The sequence below is a fragment of the Rahnella sp. ATs2 genome (assembly GCF_051851855.1).
In the GTDB taxonomy this organism is placed as follows: Bacteria; Pseudomonadota; Gammaproteobacteria; order Enterobacterales; family Enterobacteriaceae; genus Rahnella; species Rahnella variigena.
Map to the genome: position 1 here is coordinate 103,394 of NZ_JBLYPL010000005.1, position 20,702 is coordinate 124,095.

Annotated in this window: 18 protein-coding genes and 1 tRNA gene; 5 read left to right on the forward strand and 14 right to left on the reverse strand. The window is 46.7% G+C overall.

The annotated features are described in order from the left end of the window. Positions 1-105 precede the first annotated feature (105 nt). From ACJY2G_RS06420 to trmB, 4 genes are all read right to left on the reverse strand, one after another. Positions 106-840: a DUF2884 domain-containing protein gene (locus ACJY2G_RS06420; RefSeq protein WP_430318832.1), complete on the reverse strand. Its 735-nt coding sequence runs from the start codon at positions 838-840 to the stop codon at positions 106-108. A gap of 24 nt (positions 841-864) precedes the next feature. Beyond that, on the reverse strand, positions 865-1,791 hold the full coding sequence (gene glsB / locus ACJY2G_RS06425) for a glutaminase B (RefSeq protein ID WP_120161020.1): 927 nt from the start codon (positions 1,789-1,791) through the stop codon (positions 865-867). A gap of 74 nt (positions 1,792-1,865) precedes the next feature. Continuing rightward, a complete protein-coding gene (locus ACJY2G_RS06430; protein ID WP_095924788.1) occupies positions 1,866-2,192 on the reverse strand; it encodes a YggL family protein in 327 nt (108 codons plus the stop codon). Further along, entirely contained in the window at positions 2,192-2,911 is a 720-nt protein-coding gene (trmB, locus tag ACJY2G_RS06435; RefSeq protein ID WP_430318831.1) for a tRNA (guanosine(46)-N7)-methyltransferase TrmB, read from the reverse strand. Before trmB ends, ACJY2G_RS06430 begins: the two co-directional genes overlap by 1 nt. Before the next feature lie 223 nt (positions 2,912-3,134). Here trmB and mutY point away from each other — a divergent pair, with 223 nt between their 5' ends. The 3 genes from mutY to mltC all read left to right on the forward strand — a co-directional run bounded on the left by mutY (position 3,135) and on the right by mltC (position 5,640). After that, the gene (mutY, locus tag ACJY2G_RS06440; protein WP_120161024.1) at positions 3,135-4,202 is read left to right on the forward strand and encodes an A/G-specific adenine glycosylase; all 1,068 of its coding nucleotides are present in this window, start codon (positions 3,135-3,137) and stop codon (positions 4,200-4,202) included. A 9-nt stretch (positions 4,203-4,211) separates the two neighbouring features. Continuing rightward, on the forward strand, positions 4,212-4,484 hold the full coding sequence (locus tag ACJY2G_RS06445; RefSeq protein ID WP_112289019.1) for an oxidative damage protection protein: 273 nt from the start codon (positions 4,212-4,214) through the stop codon (positions 4,482-4,484). A 76-nt stretch (positions 4,485-4,560) separates the two neighbouring features. After that, positions 4,561-5,640, forward strand: a complete 1,080-nt coding sequence (gene mltC / locus ACJY2G_RS06450) for a membrane-bound lytic murein transglycosylase MltC (protein ID WP_112289020.1) — start codon at positions 4,561-4,563, stop codon at positions 5,638-5,640. A gap of 47 nt (positions 5,641-5,687) precedes the next feature. Here the strand turns inward: mltC and ACJY2G_RS06455 are convergent, their stop codons facing one another. Continuing rightward, positions 5,688-7,082 carry a glycoside-pentoside-hexuronide (GPH):cation symporter gene (locus ACJY2G_RS06455; RefSeq protein WP_120161026.1) on the reverse strand — a complete coding sequence of 465 codons (1,395 nt, stop codon included), beginning with the start codon at positions 7,080-7,082 and terminating at the stop codon, positions 5,688-5,690. A gap of 244 nt (positions 7,083-7,326) precedes the next feature. Then, a complete protein-coding gene (gene speF / locus ACJY2G_RS06460) occupies positions 7,327-9,489 on the reverse strand; it encodes an ornithine decarboxylase SpeF (RefSeq protein ID WP_120161028.1) in 2,163 nt (720 codons plus the stop codon). Between the two features lie 685 nt (positions 9,490-10,174). On the opposite strand from speF, the gene ACJY2G_RS06465 reads away from it, so the two are divergent. Continuing rightward, a tRNA-Phe gene (locus tag ACJY2G_RS06465) sits at positions 10,175-10,250 on the forward strand. Positions 10,251-10,334: 84 nt separating this feature from the next. After that, positions 10,335-10,694 (forward strand): hypothetical protein, encoded by a 360-nt coding sequence (locus ACJY2G_RS06470; protein ID WP_439291559.1) that lies wholly within the window; start codon positions 10,335-10,337, stop codon positions 10,692-10,694. Here ACJY2G_RS06470 and ACJY2G_RS06475 read toward each other — a convergent pair. From ACJY2G_RS06475 to ACJY2G_RS06510, 8 genes are all read right to left on the reverse strand, one after another. Then, positions 10,666-11,820 carry a glycosyltransferase family 4 protein gene (locus tag ACJY2G_RS06475; protein ID WP_279919855.1) on the reverse strand — a complete coding sequence of 385 codons (1,155 nt, stop codon included), beginning with the start codon at positions 11,818-11,820 and terminating at the stop codon, positions 10,666-10,668. The genes ACJY2G_RS06470 and ACJY2G_RS06475 overlap by 29 nt on opposite strands. Before the next feature lie 84 nt (positions 11,821-11,904). Beyond that, positions 11,905-13,284, reverse strand: a complete 1,380-nt coding sequence (gene cpsG, locus ACJY2G_RS06480) for a phosphomannomutase CpsG (protein WP_430318830.1) — start codon at positions 13,282-13,284, stop codon at positions 11,905-11,907. A gap of 14 nt (positions 13,285-13,298) precedes the next feature. Next, positions 13,299-14,720: a mannose-1-phosphate guanylyltransferase/mannose-6-phosphate isomerase gene (locus ACJY2G_RS06485; protein ID WP_430318829.1), complete on the reverse strand. Its 1,422-nt coding sequence runs from the start codon at positions 14,718-14,720 to the stop codon at positions 13,299-13,301. Between the two features lie 113 nt (positions 14,721-14,833). Next, positions 14,834-15,823 (reverse strand): glycosyltransferase family 2 protein, encoded by a 990-nt coding sequence (locus ACJY2G_RS06490; protein ID WP_430318828.1) that lies wholly within the window; start codon positions 15,821-15,823, stop codon positions 14,834-14,836. Between the two features lie 8 nt (positions 15,824-15,831). Next, positions 15,832-17,295, reverse strand: a complete 1,464-nt coding sequence (locus ACJY2G_RS06495) for a lipopolysaccharide biosynthesis protein (protein WP_430318827.1) — start codon at positions 17,293-17,295, stop codon at positions 15,832-15,834. Between the two features lie 18 nt (positions 17,296-17,313). Continuing rightward, positions 17,314-18,330 carry a polysaccharide pyruvyl transferase family protein gene (locus tag ACJY2G_RS06500; protein ID WP_430318826.1) on the reverse strand — a complete coding sequence of 339 codons (1,017 nt, stop codon included), beginning with the start codon at positions 18,328-18,330 and terminating at the stop codon, positions 17,314-17,316. A gap of 25 nt (positions 18,331-18,355) precedes the next feature. Next, on the reverse strand, positions 18,356-19,573 hold the full coding sequence (locus ACJY2G_RS06505) for a glycosyltransferase (protein WP_430318825.1): 1,218 nt from the start codon (positions 19,571-19,573) through the stop codon (positions 18,356-18,358). 67 nt (positions 19,574-19,640) lie between these two features. Then, positions 19,641-20,687, reverse strand: a complete 1,047-nt coding sequence (locus ACJY2G_RS06510) for a cellulase family glycosylhydrolase (RefSeq protein WP_430318824.1) — start codon at positions 20,685-20,687, stop codon at positions 19,641-19,643. Between the last annotated feature and the right edge of the window lie 15 nt (positions 20,688-20,702).

Genomic DNA, 20,702 nt, shown 5'->3' on the forward strand with positions numbered 1-20,702 from the left:
CGTACTACTTACGGAAGTAGAAACTCTGGAAGATGTAGCTCCAACTACCTCTTCCAACAAAAAAACCGCGTAATCGCGGTTTTTTTGTATCTGTCATTTGGCAGCTTACTGTTTCAAATCTGCCAGCAAGGTTTTGTGCTGAGTATCCAGATTGGTCACGCGCTTACAGACGTCATCACCAAAGGCTTTGAACTCTTTTTCCTGCTTGTTCCACTCTTCCTGAACGGCCTGCTGCAGTCCGCCGAGATTACCCATCATCGCCTGCAGTGGATTTCCACCACTCGCCGCCTGTTTGAGCCCCATCTCGTTGATGCTGTCCTGCATCACGCCGCCCATGGTTTGTTCCATCAGCTTCTGACCGTTCTGCTTAACCTGATCCACCGCTTTATGGTGGAAGGTCAGGCCATCAGTGCGGTGTTCGATAATCAGGTTCATCTGCTCTTTCAGCTGCTTATCGAGCTTGACCAGGCGGTTACGCACGTTGCTGTCACTGCCCAGTTTTTCGACGATCACACGGTCAACCGCAACCCGGCCTTTTTCAAGATGCGCCGTCGCGCCCTGGTCAATCCACGGCAGGTCACGGCGTAAACCGGCCTGATAGTCGATGGCTTCCTGACGCTGTCTGGCGCTCAGGGTCATGTCTTTTCCGTTGAGGGTTACGTTACCGTTTGGTGTGATCAGCAGATCACCGCTGTTACCGACAACCTGTACGGTCTGCGGCTTGATGATCACGTCATCCTTAGGCTGGACGGCACACTGATAATCAGCCTGTGCGCTCCACGCGCTCAGCGCCAGTAACGCAGCAAGTCCGGTTTTTACCAATCCACTTTTTACTAACATGTACTCTCCCTTAAGACAGCAAACTCAAAAAATTGAACGGCCAATACGTTGCGCCAGTAATTCTAAGGCAGCAATACCTGCCAAAGAGTTCCCTGCCGCATCAAGTTCCGGTGACCAAACCGCAATGCACATCTCGCCAGGCACCACGGCAATGATGCCGCCGCCGACGCCAGATTTACCCGGCATACCGACGCGGTAGGCGAATTCACCCGCGCCGTCATACATGCCGCTGGTGACCATCATCGCATTAATCTGACGCGCCTGACGGGCATCAATGAGCGGTTCTTCACTCCCCAGCGGATGCCCTTTATTGGCAAGATATACAAACGTCCGCGCCAGTTCTTCGCAACTCATACGTAATGCACAGTAGTGGAAATAGGTATGCAAAACGGTGATGACGTCGTTGTCGAAATTACCGAAAGACTTCATCAGATAGGCAATCGCCGCGTTGCGGTCAGAATGCTCGAACTCTGAACGGGCAACGTGCCGATCGTAGTTGAGATCTGCCGATCCGGCCAGTTGCCGCACCACTTCCAGCATTCTCTGCTTTGGTGCGGAGAGCCGGGTTTGCAGCAAATCGCAGACCACAAGCGCGCCCGGATTGATAAACGGATTACGCGGTTTTCCCTGTTCAAGCTCAAGCTGAACCAGCGAATTGAACGGCTGACCGGACGGCTCTTTGCCGACGCGCTGCCAGATTTCGCTTTCCTGATAACGGGTCAGCGCCAGCGTCAGGCTGAGCACTTTTGAGATCGACTGGATCGAGAAACGCATGTCGGCATCACCGGCACGAAAGATCTCCCCTTTCGTGGTACACACGGCAATCCCTAAATGATCGGGGCTGACTTCCGCCAGCGCAGGAATGTAATCAGCAACGTTGCCACGGCCAATCAGCGGCCTGACCTGCGCCAGAATATCTTCCAGCAAACTGTTATCGAGTTCGGTACCCAACGTCCTGCCTCCAGATGTAACAAAGGTGCCGGAAGGCACCTTTCAAAGATTCAGAATTTATCTGACCGGTGGAATCAGTCCCACCAGATATCGAATAACTCAGAAACTTCCACGTCTTCCATTTTCTGGTCTTCTAACCATTTTTTGACCTGCGCGCGCTGTTCATCAGTGCAGTGACCGATATCCTGACGGCAAACCAGACCTTCCCATTGCAGATAGCCACTGCCATCGAAAGCCAGTTTGTTTGGCTCGATCACACCGTCGATGAATTTATCCAGGGATTCATCAATGGTTTCTACCGCGGTACCTTCCGGGAAACGCCATTTTACAGAGAAGCCCAGTTCCTGGAACTCGGCAATGTGTAACTTCTTACGTAAACGACGACTGCGATTTGTAGCCATTATTGCTTCCTCTCAAACATCAGATCCCACACGCCGTGGCCTAAACGCTGGCCACGCATTTCGAACTTGGTCACCGGGCGCGATTCAGGACGCGGGACATAATTACCTTCCTGCGACAGATTCACCCAGCTTACTAAACTGGTCATGACTTCGAGCATGTGCTCCGCATACGGCTCCCAGTCGGTTGCCATGTGGAATACACCGCCCACTTTTAGTTTCTTGCGCAGCTTCTCGACGAACTCAGGCTGCACGATACGGCGCTTATTATGGCGCGCTTTGTGCCACGGGTCAGGAAAGAATAGCTGCACCATATCGAGCGAGCCATCCGGAATCATTTTTTCCAGCACTTCAACCGCATCGTGACACATCACGCGCAGGTTGCTGACGCCCTCTTCGTGCGCCGTTGCCAGACACGCGCCAACACCCGGTGAGTGTACTTCAATCCCGATAAAGTTCTGGTCAGGATTCTGCTGCGCCATGGTAACGAGCGATGTGCCCATGCCGAAACCGATTTCCAGTACCACAGGTGCAGAGCGACCAAATAAGGCATCAATATCCAGGGATTCGGCCTGAAACTCCACGCCCATCACCGGCCAGAAGTTGTCCAGCGCAAATTGCTGACCTTTAGTCAGACGGCCCTGACGGCGGACAAAACTACGGATACGGCGCATCGCGCGACCGTTCTCGTCGAACTCCGGTGAAATGACGTCGTTTTTCATGGTGTTTCCACTCCGATTGGCAAGACGCGGTACCCGCGCGCGGATGCCTGTGCTTTGGTCACTAAATATAAGGAAAGGCGCATTATCCAAACTTACTCCCGATTAGCAAGGCTTGCGGGCAGGAAATCCGTCAATACAGTGCGGAAAGTTCCGGTTTACAGCCAGACGGGAACTGTGATGTGATCAGCCCCGTCTTTTAACCCTGCCGGACTGTAATTCACCCATGATGGAAGCCCAACGTTTCTCACCTCTGGTGCTCGACTGGTATCAGCGCTATGGCCGCAAAACGCTGCCGTGGCAAATCGCAAAAACACCTTATAAAGTCTGGCTTTCGGAAGTGATGTTGCAGCAAACGCAGGTAGCGACTGTTATCCCGTATTTTGAACGTTTTATGCAACGCTTTCCGACGGTGTCTGATCTCGCCGCAGCGCCCCTCGATGAAGTCCTGCATCTGTGGACCGGGCTGGGTTATTACGCCCGTGCGCGTAACCTGCATAAAGCGGCGCAGACCATCGCCAGCCAGCACGGCGGCGTATTTCCGACAACTTTTGATGAAATTCTCGCGTTGCCGGGCATTGGCCGTTCCACCGCCGGCGCGGTTTTGTCGCTGGCACTGAATCAGCACTACCCTATTTTAGACGGGAATGTGAAGCGCGTGCTGGCCCGCTGCTATGCTGTTGACGGCTGGCCGGGCGAGAAGAAAACCGAAAATAAGCTGTGGACGATAAGCGAAGACGTCACGCCCGCCGAAGGTGTTGCTCAGTTTAATCAGGCAATGATGGATTTGGGCGCGATGGTTTGTACCCGCAGCAAACCCAAGTGCGAGCTGTGCCCGGTGAAATCCGGCTGTGAAGCTTATGCGCATCACAGCTGGGCGAATTATCCCGGTAAAAAACCTAAGAAAACCCTGCCGGAAAAGACCGCGTTTATGCTGATGATCCAGCAGGAAGATAAAGTCTGGCTGGAACAGCGTCCGCCGGTCGGCCTGTGGGGCGGATTGTTCTGCTTCCCGCAATTTACCACCGAAGATGAACTGGCTATTGGTCTGAAAAAATACGGTGTTACGCAAAATCAGTTGCAGCAGCAGACCGCTTTTCGTCACACTTTCAGCCATTTCCATCTGGATATCGTCCCGATGTGGTTAAATCTGCGTTCTTCCGCGGGTTGCATGGATGAAGGTGCGGGTCTCTGGTATAACTTAGCCCAACCACAATCCGTCGGGCTGGCCGCGCCGGTAGAGCGTCTGTTAACGCAACTGGCTAAAGAACCGACCCAAAAGAACGATCGATAAGGAATTAGCATGAGCAGAACGATTTTTTGTACTTTTCTCAAGCGCGATGCTGAAGGACAAGACTTCCAGCTGTACCCTGGCGAGATTGGCAAACGTATCTTCAATGAGATTTCGAAAGAAGCCTGGTCGCAGTGGATGGCCAAACAAACCATGCTGATTAACGAAAAGAAACTCAGCATGATGAATCCGGAAGACCGCAAACTGCTGGAACAGGAAATGGTCAACTTCCTGTTCGAAGGTCAGGACGTGCATATCGAAGGCTATACCCCGCCGTCAAAATAATCATTTATAACAATGGTTATAACATTAAGGCAGGTACTCCGGGTGCCTGCTTCTTTCATCAGAAACGGTTTGTAAGATGAAGAAAATTTTAGCTTTGCTGGTTATCGCGCCCATGTTGATCTCCTGCTCCGGCAGCAAGAAAGACCAGTTCAACGAAGCTTATGTGAAAGACACCAACGGATTCGATATTTTGATGGGGCAGTTCGCCCATAACATCGAAAATATCTGGGGTATGAACGAAGTGCTGATCGCGGGTCCGAAAGACTACGTGAAATATAGCGATCAGTATTACACCCGCAGCCACATCAACTTCGATGCGGGTACCATCACCCTTGAGACTATTTCTGGCACGGATCCGGCGGCCAGCCTGCGTCAGGCCATTATCAGCACCTTGCTGGTGGGCGACGATCCGGGCAATGTTGACCTTTATTCCGACGCCAATGATATCCAGATCAGCCGTGAACCGATGTTGTACGGTCAGGTTCTCGACAATACCGGCCAGCCAATCCGCTGGGAAGGCCGCGCAGCAAGTTTTGCTGATTATCTGATTCAGAACAAACTGATGCGCCGTCAGTCCGGTCTGCACGTGATTTATTCCGTGACGATCCAGATGGTGCCGAACCACCTGAACAAACGTGCGCATAAATATCTGCCGATGATCCGTGAAGCATCAGCTAAGTATGGCGTCGATCAGTCTCTGATCCTGGCGATCATGCAAACCGAATCAGCCTTTAACCCGTATGCGGTGAGTAATGCCGATGCGCTGGGCCTGATGCAGGTTGTGCAACATACCGCGGGTGTTGATGTGTTTAAATCAGAAGGAAAATGGGGCAAGCCAAGCCGCAGCTATCTGTTTGATCCGCAGAATAATATCAATACCGGCACGGCTTATCTTGCGATGCTGCAAAACGTGTATCTGGGGAACATCAACAACCCGACATCACGTCGCTATGCTGTGATTACCGCTTATAACGGCGGTGCAGGTAGTGTTCTGCGCGTGTTCTCACAGAACAAAACGCAGGCGTTTAACATCATTAACAATATGGCGCCTGGCGATGTGTACACCACTCTGACGACCAAACATCCGTCGGCAGAATCCCGCCGCTATCTGTACAAAGTGAACAATACTCAGCGCAGCTACCGCCGCGTAGATTAACGTTTATCGTCCCGGCTTCTCAGGCGTGAGGCGCCGGGACTAATGTCTTAACTGTGAGTCTGTAAACTCTCCGTCGGCAGACTTTGTGTCTGGAATTTTCCGTCACCCAGATCACTGACAATATGATTCATGCGCTCTTCCGTCAGCTGGTAGTAACGGATAGAGAAAGCCGTAATCAGATAGAAAATAGCCGGTAAGACGGTGAATAAAATCAGGACACCGCGTACCGCTTCCGCCGATTGTTGTTCCACGCCCGCCTGATAACCAAACCATGCCAGCCCCCAGCCTGTCAGCGCCCCACCAATCGCCACGCCGAGTTTAATCACAAAGATATTCGCCGCGATGTTCATCCCTGTAATTCGGCGCTGGGTTTTCCACTCCCCATAATTATTGGCATCCGTGATCATTGACCATTGCAGTGGAGCATTTATCCCCTGTAATAAGTTAAGGGCAATATGAACAATAAAGGCAGGGATCCAGTAATCGGTTGGCAGCACAAAGAAAAGTAATCCTGCAAATGCACTTAATATGTTCACCCAGATGGACGCGCGGATTTTACACATCCACGAGCCCAGTTTTTTGGCAAATAAACTGCCGATAACCGCCGCAACGGTAGTCGCCATCATGAAAATGGAAATAATGCCGCTTCCCTGATGCAGAACATATTGCACGAAATACACCAGCAAACTGCCGCGAACAACCACGCCGCATAACATGGCAAGGTTATAAACTGAGAGGATCCGCCACTGATCATTTTGCATAAGAACACGCACATCACGAAGGATATTCATGTTCTCTTCTTTCACCGGTGTAATACGCTCCCGCGTGGTGAGGAAACAGACAAAGAACATCACGCAGCCAATGACACCAAAGATGCCCATCGCCCACTGCATACCGGTCGCGCGGTCTCCCGGTGAGATAAAATCAGCTAGCGGCAGGATGAGCGCCGTCCCCATCGCACCCCCGACGGGCGCAATAGCGAAACGCCACGATTGCAGGGAAAGATTATCCTGCGGGTCGGCAGTAATTGCGGCCCCCAGAGAACAGTAAGGAATATTAATCGCCGTGTACATTAAGGTCATAAATATATAAGCGAAAACCGCATAAACAATTTTACCGGTCTGTTCAAAATCTGGCGTAGAATAAACCAGAACACAACTGACGGCAAAGGGCACACAAATAATCAGTAGCCAGGGCCGAAATCTTCCCCAGCGACTTTTGGTCTGATCGGCAATCGCGCCCATAATAGGATCAGTGATCGCATCAAGTACCCTGACCACTAAGAACAGGGTTCCCATTACCGCTGGCGGCAAACCATAAATATTCGTATAGAAATAGGCAAGAATAGCGACAGAAGAATCAAAAACAATGTGGCTTGCCGCATCACCTAATCCAAAACCCAGCTTTTCTTTCGCACTGATCCTTTCAGTTAATGCTGACATGCAGTCACCTTTATTAAGATGGAATTCTGCATTAGTTATAATTCCAGAAAATCACGCTGAGTATTGTGATTTCTCATTTACGTTTTATGCTTTTAATCAACTGTGACGCAGGTATCTATACTCTGGCTGAATAAGAGGATTATTTTCGAGCTGCATCACATATCCCCATGCAGGGTTATTGTCGCGATTGATCAATAAAAAACGATCCAATAAAAAACCCATCCGGAGATGGGTTTTATGCGGGCTATTGTGCGAGAACATACCCCATCACGCGTTTCCAGCCGACCGGCTTTTTCTCAATATACACACCCTGTAATTCCGGCGAGAAGCCCGGTAACAGGTTGATCCCTTCTTCCAGCGCCATAAAGTAACGCTGAACTGCCCCGCCCCACAATTCGCCGGGCACCACGCAGAGCACGCCCGGAGGATACGGCAGCGCGCCTTCTGCGGCGATACGCCCTTCAGCGTCACCAATCGCTACCAGCTCAATGTTATCGCGGATAAACTCGTTATGCGCGTCCTGTGGATTCATCACCACTTTCGGGAAGCTCTTCTCGCGGAACATCTCTTTTTGCAGCTCTTTCACATCAAAACTGACGTACAGGTTATGCATTTCCTGACACAGCTGACGGATGGTGTAATTGCGGTAACGGTCTTCGTTTTTACGATACACCGTCGGCAGCACTTCGCTGAGCGGCGCATCTTCTTCGATGTACTGCTCAAAACGCACCAGCTCTTCCACCAGCAACTGCATTTTGGCCGGCGTTTCGGCCGGCGTCAGCAGGAACAGGATCGAGTTCAGGTCGCATTTCTCCGGCACGATGCCGTTCTCGCGCAAATAGTTGGCCAGAATGGTCGCCGGAATGCCGAACTCAGTGTATTTACCGCTGGACGCATCAATGCCCGGCGTAGTCAGCAGCAGCTTGCACGGATCAACGAAATACTGCTTTTCGGCATAACCGTCGAAGGCATGCCAGCGTTCACCCGGCACAAAATCAAAGAAGCGAACGTCGTTAGCCATCTCATTGGTTTCATGATCCTGCCAGCGCTTTCCGCCGACCACTGGCGGCACAAACGGCAAAATCATCGAGCATTGATCCAGCAGCATTTTGCGGGTTTCGATGCCCAGCTTCACGCATTCCATCCACATGTGTTTTCCGCTGCCACCGGCATGAATACGCGCATTCACGTCCAGTGCGGCAAACAGCGGATAAAACGGGCTGGTTGAGGCGTGCATCATAAAGGCATTGTTGAGCTTTTTATGGCTGCAATGGCGCTTCTGGCCCTTAATGTGATTGTCTTTTTTATGGATCTGCGAAGTCTGCGAGAATCCGGCCTGCTGCTTATGCACCGACTGTGTGACGATAATCCCCGGATCGTTTTCATTAAGCTCCAGCAGCAACGGCGAACATTCTTTCATCATCGGGATGAATTGCTCGTAACCGACCCATGCAGAATCAAACAGAATGTAATCGCACAGATGACCGATTTTATCGACCACCTGACGCGCGTTGTACACTGTGCCGTCGTAGGTGCCGAGCTGGATGATGGCCAGGCGGAACGGGCGTTTCTCGTTAGCACGATCCGGTGCCACTTCTTTGATCTGTTTACGCAGATAAGTTTCGTCGAAACAGGCCGCATCGATGCCGCCAATAAACCCAAACGGGTTACGTGCTGTTTCGAGATACACCGGCGTCGCACCCGCTTGCAACAGCGCGCCATGATGGTTTGATTTGTGATTATTACGGTCGAACAGCACGAGGTCGTCGCGGGTCAGCAGCGCGTTAGTCACGACTTTATTGGCCGCAGATGTCCCGTTAAGCACGAAATAGGTTTTATCTGCACTGAAGACTTTAGCGGCATACTTTTGAGCGTCTTTCGCCGAGCCTTCGTGGATCAGCAAATCGCCCAGTTTGACGTCCGCATTACACATGTCAGAGCGGAAGATATTCGGGCCGTAGAAATCATAAAACTGACGCCCTGCCGGATGACGACGGAAAAACTCGCCGCCCTGATGGCCCGGACAAGCGAACGTGGCGTTCTCCATCTCGACATACTTTTTCAGCGTGTCGAAAAACGGCGGGAAGAGCGCCTCTTCATAGGCCTGTGCGGCAGATTCGATTTGTGCCGCGTAAAACGCCTGGTTGGCGTCCGACAGCGTGATCACGCCTTTCAGCAAAGGCAAAAATTCCGGCGACACCTGCTCCGTTCCCTGCACTGCCACAAACGCGGGAATACCGAATCCCAGTGTTTCAATCTCCGCCAGCCTGCCGTGATTCAGATCACCCACAGAAATGATGATGGCCGCTACGTCCGCGTAATCGGCGCGGCGCAGGTCAACGACCAGACGAGCAGTCTGGAGATAAGGGGCGACAGAAGCGCTTGCTGCAAGTTTTAAGTGTTTCATTCAGACTCTCAAACGGTTAAGTAAGAGGGTGTGCCAGATGGCACGGCAATGAGCAGGTTCTTACGTCATAGAGCAATTGCGCGCAGAGTCCGGCCCGGCAAATGACGTTGGCTAAGCAAGATATCGAGTGCGACAGGACAATGCCGGTGAGGCAAAGTGGTGACAAATCGAGTTTCAGACCCGGCCACGTCTGATAGACAACAGTAAAATCAGAGAATTGCCCTGTGGATGACGCTCTGTTTTTAATAATGCCTAACAGCGGACAAACGGTAGCCTTACCGCATGAAAGAGACTGCAAAAGGAGAAAAGCTGAAATCGTGGTGTTTACAGCACCCGGAGATCATCATCAGATTTTTTATGCACTTATAAAAAGCGCGATGTGATAAACCAGCCATGCCGCAACCCTCTTGAGCTGTCGCGTGAAAACGGGAACAGAGTTGTTTAATAAATCGGCGCAATAATGGCATCTTTTAGACCCCCGTTCAACCCTGTAAATTGCGCGAATTTCTTACAAAATACGACACCGTCCGGCATGGGATTTTGCCTGTGAATTTCAGGCAAACCGCAGATTCCGGCAGTTAAATCGACAAATCGTCGTAAAAAGCATCATTCAGGTGACGAACACCACCGTTGTCACAAAAAGCCGTTGACGACACATCCCCAATACGGTTTAATGCGCCCCGTTGCCCGGATAGCTCAGTCGGTAGAGCAAGGGATTGAAAATCCCTGTGTCCTTGGTTCGATTCCGAGTCCGGGCACCATATTTAAAAGAACCCGCCTATGGCGGGTTTTTTGCTTTTTGAGTTCTTATAAAAGATCATGGACTCTCCATCGAACTTCGTTCGATGACTCGCCTTAGCAGGCTCGCCCTGCGGGCCAACGGCAAAGCCGTTGTTCAAATGCCTGCGGCATTAGTCCGAGTCCGGGCACCATATTTAAAAGAACCCGCCTATGGCGGGTTTTTTGCTTTCTGCTCTCCTGAAACTTCAAGCCCGTTTAGAAAGCAAAAAAAGCCGGAGAATGTCAGCGCATTCTCCGGCTTTTTCTTACTTATGAAGCAACAGCGACGGGCGTTATCCGTACAATTTCAGCCGCTGACACTGCTTTTCATGATGAATGCAAAAGCGAGGATCATTTGTATGCAAACCATCAATGGCAGATTCAGTATTGAGAATGTTAATAAACGATGCGTTTACGTTCATTAAAATCATGCCATTTTGTTTTGATATATTCGTCCAGTTCATTATGAAATCTTTCCCCGGAAAACTTTAATGCATTTTCACGACAGTCCAGAGGAAGAATTGAGTCTTTAATGGTATCGAAGTGACGCACGGCCTTTATCAGAGACGCCGCTGTTTGCTCAGCGAAAAAGACTCCTGTTGCATGCTTTTCACCGTAAGGTCTGATGGTCTCCAGAACGCCGCCTTTGCCAAAGGCAATAACCGGCGTTCCGCTGGCCTGCGCTTCGACAGGCGTGATCCCAAAATCTTCTTCCGCAGCGAAAACAAAAGCCTTTGCGCGTCGCATATAGTCTTGCATCACATCGTCAGGCTGATAGCCCAGTATTTCAATGTTACTGCCCGCTTTGGCCTTAATCTTGCCCATTTCAGAGCCGTCTCCGATGACCACCAGCTTCTTATCCGGCATCTGACTGAATGCTTCCACAATCAGATCGATACGTTTATAGGGCACCATGCGCGAAGCGGTAAAATAGAAATCCTCTTTGTTCTCCTGCAATGTAAAACGCTCTACATCGACAGGCGGATAAATAACATCCGCGTCGCGGCCATAGACTTTCTTAATGCGGCGGGCAATAAACTGGGAATTGGCAATAAAGTGATCCACCCCATTAGCCGTCCGGTAATCCCACATCCTGATTTTATGCAGGAACCAGCGGGCAAGATTGCCTTTCAGCCCCTTATTCAGCCCTGCCTCACGCAGATACTGGTGCTGAAAATCCCAGGCATAGCGGATCGGAGAATGCACATAGCTGATGTGCAACTGGTCAGGACCGGTCAGCACGCCCTTGGCGACCGCATGACTGCTGGAAAGCACTATGTCATGTCCGGTCACATCAAGTTGTTCGATAGCCAGCGGCATTAAAGGCAGATATTGCTGATATTTCTTTTTAGCAAAAGGTAAGCGCTGAATAAAAGAGGTCGTCGCTTCTTTACCGTAGAATTTTTTGCGGGACTCATCAGAAAGAAAATCAACAACAGAATAGATATCTGCGTCCGGGTATAATTTAATAAATTCCGCAATGACTTTTTCGGACCCGGCAAATGTCACCAGCCAGTCAGCAACAATCCCCACACTCACATTATGTGACATAATCTAAACCTTATAAAATAAAAATGGGCAAAATAAACCCATAGCGAGTTATTACCACTCACTTAAATAAGATATTTTCAATAATTACATGCTACGAAGGATGGAAAGAATCTTCCTGGTTTGTTCCTGCATTAATTTTGTATTAGCACGGGATTCCACATTCAGTCGAACAACCGGTTCAGTATTAGAACTACGGAGATTGAAACGCCACTCATCAAACTCCAGACTTATTCCGTCCGTATGGTCGATGTTCAACGCCTCTCCTTCATACATCGCTAATACACGGTCAATAGACTCTTTGGGCTTTTGCAGGTAACTGTTTATTTCACCTGAAGCAGGGTAAGCGGTGATCCGGTCATTAACCAGTTGCCTCAGGGACTTACCTTTAACATGCAGTAATTCAGCGACCAGCAACCAGGGGATCATACCACTGTCACAATAATAGAAATCGCGGAAGTAATGATGGGCGCTCATCTCGCCGCCATAGACCGCATCTTCCTGGCGCATACGCTCTTTAATAAACGCATGACCGGTTTTTGACATCACAGGCACTCCGCCCGCACCGGTGACAATATCAATGGTATTCCAGCTCAGACGCGGGTCATGAATGATACGCGAGCTGGGGTATTTCTCGAGGAACGCGTCGGCCAGCAGACCCACGATGTAATACCCTTCGATGAAATTACCGGCATCATCAAACAGAAAACACCGGTCAAAATCACCATCAAACGCGATCCCCATATCTGCCTGGTGTTTAATGATGGCATTGGTGGTGTCCTGGCGGCACTCAGGCAATAACGGATTAGGGATGCCGTTGGGGAATGTTCCGTCGGCCTCGTGGTGAATTTTGATAAATTCAACCGGTGCTCCGGCAGCAATAAAGCGCTGCTCGATAGCATCCACAACGTGACCGGCAGCGCCATTACCGGAGTTAAATACCAGTTTCAAGGGACGGGTGAAATTCTCTAAATTGACATAGCTGAGCAACTTATCAACATACGCTTCCAGCACAGAGGCTTTTTCATAAGTGCCACGTATAGCCTTTTCTGCTGGTGCGAAATTATTAGCTTCGGCCAGTGCCTGAATCTCGCGTAAACCGGTATCGCCACTGATTGGACGGGAGTTCTCACGAACCAGTTTCATACCATTATAATTCATTGGATTATGGCTGGCGGTGACTTCAATACCACCATCAAGGCTGAGATAGGAAGTCGCAAAATAGATTTCTTCCGTGCCGCTCACGCCAATATCAACAACATCAGTCCCCGCATCCTGTAAACCCTTCGCCAGAGCAAGTTTCAATGCTTCACTGGTTAAACGAACATCACCGCCTAATACCATTCTATTTGGCTTTAAATATTCGCCGTACGCTCGTCCTATGCGATAAGCAATATCTTCGTTTAATTCAACACCTAATTCACCGCGAATATCGTACGCTTTAAAGCAAGATAATGTATCTGACATATTTCACCCCAAAATTAACAGCGACCATAGTGATCTTTTATACGAATAATATCGTCATCTTCCAGATATGAACCTGATTGTATTTCCAGAAGTTCAAGAGGTATTTTTCCGGGATTCTCTAATCTGTGATGAGCACCAATGGGTATAAATGTGGATTCATTTTCAGTCAGCAGATAATCTTTATCTTCCAGAATAACTCTGGCTGTACCCGAAAGAATTACCCAGTGTTCAGCCCGGTGATGATGCATTTGTAATGAGAACTGTCCGCCCGGTTTTACCGTTATTCGATTCACATGATAACGGGGCGCCGTCACAACATTATCGTTCCGCCCCCATGGACGATAAGATTCACGATGCACGCGATATTCCCGGCGTTTATGACTTTTTAAATATTCAACGACTTTTTTAACGTCCTGCACCTGGTTTTTATCAATCACTAAAACGGCGTCTTTAGTATTAACAATCACCAGATTATCTACACCAATAGCGGCCACCAATTTTTCATCGGTATTGATATAACAATTCGTCGCATTATGAGTAAATACATCGCCACTGAGGGCATTACCCTCGATGCTTTTATTATTCACTTCCCAAAGAGCCGACCAGGAACCCACATCATTCCAGCCCGCATCTAACGGAACGACAATCGCATCAGTGGTTTTTTCCATCACCGCATAATCAACAGACTCATCGGGACAGGAAATAAATGATTCTTTATCAACACGAATAAAATCCTGCTGCTCATCGGCCTGTGAGGTTTCAATGGCTTTAAGACAGGCATCAACAATGTCCGGCCTGAATTTCGTCATCTCTTGCAGAAAACGCTTCGCACGGAACAAAAACATACCGCTGTTCCAGTAATACTCACCGCTTTCCAGATATTGCATCGCGGTAGCAAGATCCGGCTTCTCGACAAAACGCTGCACCCGAAAAACAGGATCTGCGTCGGTGCACAATTTGGTTCCCCTCTGTATATAACCGTATCCGGTTTCCGGACCGGTCGGCACGATACCGAAGGTCACCAGCTTCCCCTGTTCCGCGAACGGAATAGCATTCTGTACGGCCCGGTGAAAGGCCGCAGGAGACTCGATAACATGGTCAGCAGCAAGCACCAGCAAAAGCGGGTCTAAACCTTTGTCGATAGCACTGAGCGCAGCCAGCGTAATCGCAGGCGCCGTATTGCGCCCGACAGGCTCGAGGATAATATTATCTTTGAGCTGATTTATTTGCCGCAGTTGTTCGGCAACGAGAAAACGATGCTCTTCATTACAAATAACCAGCGGCACAGAAACATCCAGCCCTTTTAAACGGCAGACGGTTTCCTGCAACATTGAATTATCGCCATGCAGACGAAGAAATTGTTTTGGATAAAGCTCACGAGACATCGGCCACAAACGGCTACCGGTACCGCCAGCCATGATTACTGGAAGGATCATAATATTCGTCTCAGGAAAAAGTCAGATAAGATGCAATCATTAAAAAACAATTCAGTGCTCAGAGGAATAACTGAATTATCATTCAGAATGAGCACTGACAAATTGTGAATGATTTATGCTTTAATTTTAAAAACTGTTTTAAGGGAAAAGTAGAGCAATACTGGAGAAATTCTAATCATGAGTATGGAGTAAAATTTTTTATAATTAAGTTGCGGTTTTAACCTGAATAAACATGAAACATTGATGCGTTTCTGGATTTCTGCAACTTCATTTACCGGAGCACCAAATTTAATTGCATTAATAAAAACCATCAAAGCCACAATATACTCATGCTTTATTATCCTCAGCTTGTCTGATTCTGAGATAATTAAAGGCTTTATCAGTGACTTGGTAATTTCCAGGTATTGCAGTCTGTCTAGTGCTTTTCGGTAGGATTTTTTTGTCAATGAGGAAACATGCTGTACATAATGATACTTGGGTTCACTGCCAAATGAGATGTCAGCACCATTGAGAAACATCGTCATAATGACAAGATAGTCTTCAAAAACGGGTAACGTAGTGTCAAAATGAACATTCAGGAAAAGATCCCGTTTGAATATCTTATGCCAAAGGAAACCTGTTATTTCATTTTCCAGCATAGAAAAAACAGCATCTTTACCCTTCAGAATCTTTTTGGGAGAAAATTGATTTACCGTACCGCTTTGGACACCCTCGGGTGTTTCAGAGTAGTATAAGCACTGGCCTATATCCGTATTATTACTTACTACAATGTTCATTAAATAACTTATCGCATCATGCTCAAAGTAGTCATCAGAATCTAAAAAACAAATAAAGTCCCCTTTTGCATGCTCCACTAACTTATTCCGTGTGAAAGAAACCCCTTCATTTTTAACATTATGAGAAATGCTACGACGGATATGATCGTGCTCAATAAAAAAACTCTCAACAATTGCCCTTGAAGAATCGCTCGAAAAATCATCGACAATAACCACTTCTATATTAGAATAGGTTTGAGTGGCAACAGACTCCAGGGCCTTCCTGATATACTTTTCAGAGTTGAAAAGAGGAATAAGGATGCTAACTAATGCTGATTGAGTTTCCATAAAATCATCTAGCCCCTCTTAAATATCTTTCCCGCCAGTGAAAGTATCATTGCTTTTCTACTCTTAGAAGTGATAGTAAAAATAAGAGTACAATAGGATATCGCACCAACGGTAATTTTTACTGCTATTCCAGCCCAGGATTCATTTAATAATATAAACTCCTGCATACCCATCAGAATAATACACATACCCCCGGCGCATATAATGGGAATAATAATCTCTCTTATGTATTGTCTGAATGTTAAATTTAAGAGTGTTAATGCACACCATGCGGAAACAGGGTAAAGAAGTATTGTACGGATGGAAAATACCAGTGCAGTAGCAATCAAACCATATCGAACAAAAATATAGAATGCCAAAACATTACTTATTGCATAAAGCAGTGTTAATCTGGCTTGCCATTCAGGTTTATCACGGGCAAACATGACGGAATGATTGTAATATCCAATCGATGTAACAAACCCTACAGCACTGACAATTTGCATTATGGGTACAGATGGCATCCATTTCTGTCCCAGCAGCAGAAAAGTAATATCATGAGATAATGCACTAAGACCAACAAAAGCAGGCGCTGTTACCAGAACGGTAAAATAGGTTGCTTGCAGATACTTTTTACCAAATTCATTTAAATCGTTTTTATATCGGGTAAATGCGGGTAATGAAACCCGCATTAATGCGGATGAGAGAACGGTGTTCAGGGTGTTTACGATGCGTTTACCCGCCGAATAAACACCGGCACCCGCAGTTCCAAGAAAGTAGGTAATAAAGAAAACATCACTATTTTGATTGGCGAAGTTAGTAATATTGCTCAGAGCCACATGCTTAGAAAACCCTACAGACTCGCGAATGGAATCCTTCGAAATCTTCATTTTTGGCTTCCAGGGTGTCGTCACCCACAGCACGACCAGAGAGATCAGTGAAGTGACAACTTGCTGTACCACCAGACTCGTAACAGCATACCCTTTACAGGCAAGCACCACTCCGACAGCCCCCCCGATAGAGATAGAGCAGATTGACCTTATCGCTAAAGGGCGGAACATCATATTATGCGTTAACCAGGCTTCGTGTGTCCGGCTCAATCCGCTGACGACAATAATAATGCCTGTTCCCCGGATGACATTGGCCAGCTCCGGTACTTTCATGTACGCCTCAATAAACGGGGCGGAAAAGAAAATAATCAAGAATGCGGGTACAGATAAAGAGAAACATAAAAAAAATGCAGAATTATAGTCTACAGGTGTCGGTGATTTCATTCTCACGATCGATGTCGCAATACTATCGAATATAACATTGCGAAAAAACTGCGTAACAAGCAAAGACACACTGAGCATGCCGTATATACTGGGTGTCAGCAACTTCGCTAATATTATGAATATAATAAATGTTATGACTTGTGAAACTGTATTATCCAGAACAGACCAGATAGCGCCTGAAATTATACTCGGCTTCTGGTTTCTCGCTTGAGCGTTCAATTTAGCGTCCTTAGAATATCATTTGCATTTTGAAAGCCTGTCGATGCCGTTTAATAAGCGCTCTACATTATTGGTAAATTTAAAATCTTCGCTTAGAAAACCCGGTCTGGACTTCACATCAAGAAGCACGCTGGATGCCTGGTCAATAAATCTGTTATTCAAATTCAGATTTAAACGCTCTTCAACTGTCCTGATAGCTTTGTTTGGAATTCGATGCAATGCTAACTGAGTTAACTGCTGATACTTCACCCACCACTTTTTGTTCTTTAGCTCTCGCTGTTTTCTGAAGTATTTAACAGCGAACTCTACATCTGAATCAGGTAAGAAATACTTTTCTCCATAGGTACACAGAGATTTATCGCGTAAATACTCACGCAGGGAACTGCTTCCCAGAACAGTTGGCCGGTAGGGGGTATTTATGGTCTGAGTCCAGTCTAACCATTTGAATGTATTGATCTGTGAGGAAGTAATTAAGGGAACCCAGGGTACGCGCAGAGCGTCAGCAATAATGGCCGCATGCATAGCATCCGCCAGCACCAGTTTTGCATGTCTGATTTTTTGGATAACCGTCTTTGCATCCGATTGAGGATTCACGAACTCAATCCCAGCCTGCTGGCACACCTTTTCCCATTGCCCGGTGACAAGCGCGTGATGATGAGGAACAAAAATTACCCCTTTGCGTTCAGCATCTGAGAGTGGTTGAAACTCAGCGAGCGTGTTTAAAAGGGCAGCGCCATCAGTAATAAATTTGTCTTTCGGCAATCCTAAAATCTCAGCACTGAGCGGACCCCGAACGCAGAGTGTTTCCCAGGAGCTGTCGCCAAAGTTGACTGGCGGATAGCCATAACCGACACCACTCGAGAAGACTATCCATTTTTTAGCCGGAGGCATGGCAGAAGTAATAATGGTGCCAATCCCTGATACCCTGACATTTTCGTTATCATCAAAAAAGCCGGGAAGCAATGCATCCCAGATCCATGCGTTAAGGTCGTCCCCAAAATTCCCATGCGCAGATTTATAATAGTAAATTTTCAATTTATCACCGATTAATATTTAATGGCTAATTCGATAGAATAGTAAGCATTCTTGAATATGATTTATCCTGATCATATTCATTGTCAATTTTCATTTTTGCATTCTGACAAATATCAGATAAAACACTGGGATCTTTTATAATATCTGAGACGATATTTGCAATACCTTCGGCATCATGTTCTTTGACCAAAAATCCAGATATTCCATTTTCTATCAATTCAGGGATCCCACTGTGAAAAGTTGAAATTACCGGGATACCCATAGCCATGGCCTCCATCAATGCCACCGGTATTCCTTCCATATCGCCATCCGCGGCTGTCACTGAAGGTAATAAAAAAATATCCGAGATATTTAAGTAGTCAGTAACAGTTTCCTGCGTCTGCGCGCCTGAGAAGATCACCTGCTCGTTCAATTCAAGTTCAGAAACCTGCAACTCAAGGTCATTGCGTAACGGACCATCACCGATAATGGTGTAGCGAAAATGAATATTTCTTTTCTTCAAAAAAGAACATGCAGTGATGGCAACTGATATCCCTTTTTTCTCTGTAAGCCTTGCGATAGAGAGTAAGCGAATGGGATTACCCAAAACGGATCGAGGTCGAAACGAGAATTTGTCAACACTGATCCCCATCCTGACAACATGAATATTTTTCTCATGACCTGAAACGGCTTTGATTTTATTAGCCCATAACTGACTTACTGGCAGGATGAATTCCGCATTATCAAAAAGATTTTTATAATCATCCTTAAAAACATCAAGAGTACGAGTTTGTGAAATGTCATTACCATGAAACACTGCAGCTAGTTTACCTTTAAGAAAATCAAGCTTCCTTAGTTGATTTGCCAATACTGCAGTGGTGCCAAAGTGAGAGACGATAACATCAGCCTCTATGGGAGGCTTATTTTTTGACAATATATACGGGAGCATCAACGTTTTCGCATAATAGCCATATTTAGAGACATTCATACTCTTAATGGCACAAGAGGAAAGAACACAAGGGAGCAGTCCTTTAAGTCGCGCAAAAAACCTGGAGATCTTACCTTTTGGTTCTCGTTCAAGTAAATATCGCGTTTTATCTATCAAATCAAATTTTTTGATAACATGGTGTTCAGCATCCAGCTCACCGGGAAAAACGGAAACTATGCTTACGTCGCAACCCTTGTTAATGAAATACGCTATTTGGTTGAGGATAAACGTTTCAGAAAGCACAGGGAATTTATATACAAAAAACAAAATCCTCATATTACCTCTTTACTCTCATTAATTAATTACATAAATACTAATTAATAATACATTATAACCTTCATCATCATTTATGATTATCTTTATTAAGTAACTCAGTAATGACAGGAGCGACTAACTTGGGCGAGAGATCATTGTTCAGGAGGCCAAAATTATAATCCCTCTTGCTCTTGTCTTTGCCATCATCAATGAGGTCATAAATCCAGACACCTTTTATGTATGAACGAGACTTTGCATCTTCAATATAATTTTTTATATAATCGGCCGATTCTTGCTGGCTCATTCCCCCAGGTCCGGTATAGTTTGTCACTCCAACTTCAGTAATGTATAAGGGGAAATCCCTCCCTGCTATTTTGTGGCTATCAGCGTAAAACTCATCAATAAAATCTAAATTACCTTTTGTCGTTCTTAAGTCCCGGCGACCATTCAGATACGAATAAGTGTGGATTGAAATCCCATCGGCATAATCCAGAATCCCCAATTTTAGTAACTGCTCAAACCAAACCACATCCGTAATATTCAGATATTTGGCTCTTTGTTCCAGGGGATTTAATCCGCCGGCCAAGATTATTGCATTGGGGTCGATACTTTTTATTGCCTTGCTTGTTGCCTTAACGAGATTAAAATAGACCTCAGCAGAAGGTATATTGTCACGATAGCGGGTCATTCCAGTACCAATAGTCCATTCATTCCAAATTTCGTAATATTTCACTTTCCCCTTAAATCTTGACGCAACCCAACTTGCATATCTAACGAAATCTTCAATCGATTCCTGATTTCGTGGATAATCACCGTTATTATACAATTTATTTCCATAATCAAGGATCAAGATAGGACTGAGACCTTTACTCTGGGCATTTAAAAATGCAGCGTCAGTTTTTTTTATATTATCACTTACTGAAAAAACGCCTTTAGTTCTTTCAACGTTTGACCAGGAATAGTCCTCACGAAATGATGTAAATCCCATCTCTTTGATTTTTTCTAAATATATACTGCTTTCTCCACGATAACCTTGAAAGTGCGTTCCTGCTCCGATAATTGTACACATTCCGTATGACGAGTGAATGAATATAAACACACAACAAATTTTTATATAAAGCATCATCCTGTTCATTATCTACCTTACTAA

Coding starts and splice junctions, on each gene's coding strand:
- ACJY2G_RS06420 (WP_430318832.1), bottom strand. CDS start 840: ATGTTAGTAAAAAGTGGATTGGTAAAAACCGGACTTGCTGCGTTACTG.
- ACJY2G_RS06430 (WP_095924788.1), bottom strand. CDS start 2,192: ATGGCTACAAATCGCAGTCGTCGTTTACGTAAGAAGTTACACATTGCC.
- trmB (WP_430318831.1), bottom strand. CDS start 2,911: ATGAAAAACGACGTCATTTCACCGGAGTTCGACGAGAACGGTCGCGCG.
- mutY (WP_120161024.1), top strand. CDS start 3,135: ATGATGGAAGCCCAACGTTTCTCACCTCTGGTGCTCGACTGGTATCAG.
- ACJY2G_RS06445 (WP_112289019.1), top strand. CDS start 4,212: ATGAGCAGAACGATTTTTTGTACTTTTCTCAAGCGCGATGCTGAAGGA.
- mltC (WP_112289020.1), top strand. CDS start 4,561: ATGAAGAAAATTTTAGCTTTGCTGGTTATCGCGCCCATGTTGATCTCC.
- ACJY2G_RS06455 (WP_120161026.1), bottom strand. CDS start 7,082: ATGTCAGCATTAACTGAAAGGATCAGTGCGAAAGAAAAGCTGGGTTTT.
- speF (WP_120161028.1), bottom strand. CDS start 9,489: ATGAAACACTTAAAACTTGCAGCAAGCGCTTCTGTCGCCCCTTATCTC.
- ACJY2G_RS06470 (WP_439291559.1), top strand. CDS start 10,335: ATGACTCGCCTTAGCAGGCTCGCCCTGCGGGCCAACGGCAAAGCCGTT.
- ACJY2G_RS06475 (WP_279919855.1), bottom strand. CDS start 11,820: ATGTCACATAATGTGAGTGTGGGGATTGTTGCTGACTGGCTGGTGACA.
- cpsG (WP_430318830.1), bottom strand. CDS start 13,284: ATGTCAGATACATTATCTTGCTTTAAAGCGTACGATATTCGCGGTGAA.
- ACJY2G_RS06485 (WP_430318829.1), bottom strand. CDS start 14,720: ATGATCCTTCCAGTAATCATGGCTGGCGGTACCGGTAGCCGTTTGTGG.
- ACJY2G_RS06490 (WP_430318828.1), bottom strand. CDS start 15,823: ATGGAAACTCAATCAGCATTAGTTAGCATCCTTATTCCTCTTTTCAAC.
- ACJY2G_RS06505 (WP_430318825.1), bottom strand. CDS start 19,573: ATGAGGATTTTGTTTTTTGTATATAAATTCCCTGTGCTTTCTGAAACG.
- ACJY2G_RS06510 (WP_430318824.1), bottom strand. CDS start 20,687: ATGAACAGGATGATGCTTTATATAAAAATTTGTTGTGTGTTTATATTC.